Below are 1,327 nucleotides of genomic sequence, written 5' to 3' on the forward strand. Positions count from 1 at the left end.
GGGGCTTACCCCTTTGGTGTTGACACCGTCCTATGCGGCGAGGGCGAGGCTAGCCTGCCGCTGTTCGTAGTCGATCGGTGAGATCTGGCCCAGAGACGAGTGTCTCCGGGTCGTGTTGTAATCGGTGATCCAGGACTCGACCTGGAAGCGGGCTTCCAAGGCGTTGGCGAAGGTCCGGCGTCCTTGCAGGACTTCGCGTTTGAGGGTGGCGTTGAACGATTCGGCGAGGGCGTTGTCGGCGGAAGAGCCGACCCGGGCCCGCGATTGCATTACGCCGAGTTCCTTGCAGCACGTGGCGAACTGAGCGGACACGTATTGCGAGCCGCGGTCGGTATGTATCAGGGCACCGGCCAGGCCGCCGCGGATGCAGTGCGCGCGGCGCAGCGCGGTTTCGACCAGATCAGTGCGCATGTGGTCGGCGATCGCCCACCCGACCAGGCGGCGGCTGAACAGGTCGATCACCGTGGCCAGGTAGAGGAACGAGCTGTCCCCGACCGGGAGGTACGTGATGTCGCCGACGTAGCGTTCGTTCGGCGCAGGTGCGGTGAAATCGCGTTTGAGGCGGTCTGGCACCGCGGCTTCGCCCGGGTCCTCGGGCGGCGGAGCCGGGCGCCGGCGGCGCAGCGTGACGCCCTCGATCCCGGCGACCCGCATCAAGCGCGCCACGCGCTTGCGGTTGACCTGCTCGCCGGCCTCGCGCAGATCGACGGTGATCCGCGGCGACCCGTACGTGCCCTTGCTGCGGCGGTGGAACGCCTTGATCCGCACCGTCGCCGCTGCGTCCGAGGCGGCTTTCGCCGCCCGAGCCGGGGCGCGGTCCCTCCACTGGTAGTAGCCCTGCCTGGAGACCTCCAGGGCAGCGCAGAGCCGTTTGACGCTCCAACGCGTACGGTGCTCGTGGACGAACTGGAAACGGCTCACCAGTTCGTCTCGCCCGCGAAATACTTCGCGGCTTTACGCAGGATATCCCGTTCGGTTTTGACCTTGTCCAGCTCGGCGCGGAGGCGGCGGTTCTCTTCAGCGATCACGGCGTCGTAGCCTACGAGGCCCTCGTTCTCGCTGGTAGGCGCCTGGAAACGGGGTGATTCGCCTTGCTGCTTGCGGGCTTGCTTCACCCAGTTCCGCAGCGTCTCGGACGAGACACCGAGATTCTTCGCGACCGAGGCGTAGGTAGCGGCCGGATCGTCGCGGTACATCTGGACCGCTTCGGCCTTGAACTCCTCGGGAAACCGGCGATGATACTTCGAGGTCGACACTCTTCACTCCTTGCAACCCGAACCCTACCGGCCCGGGAGATCAAGGTGTCAACGTCAAAGGGTTAAGCCCC

At 66.1% G+C, this 1,327-nt stretch carries 1 protein-coding gene; it reads right to left on the reverse strand.

Going from position 1 to position 1,327, the window contains the following annotated elements; translation table 11 throughout:
- Positions 1–30: 30 nt before the first annotated feature.
- Positions 31–1,196, reverse strand: a protein-coding gene (locus tag JHY01_RS26165; protein WP_205328670.1) for an IS3 family transposase whose coding sequence is annotated in 2 segments (ribosomal slippage) — positions 31–938 and positions 938–1,196 — 1,167 coding nt in all. Because the reading frame shifts where the segments join, the coding sequence is not laid out codon by codon here.
- Positions 1,197–1,327: the final 131 nt, after the last annotated feature.

The sequence above is a fragment of the Glycomyces sp. YM15 genome (assembly GCF_016918015.1).
Lineage (GTDB): Bacteria > Actinomycetota > Actinomycetes > Mycobacteriales > Micromonosporaceae > Glycomyces.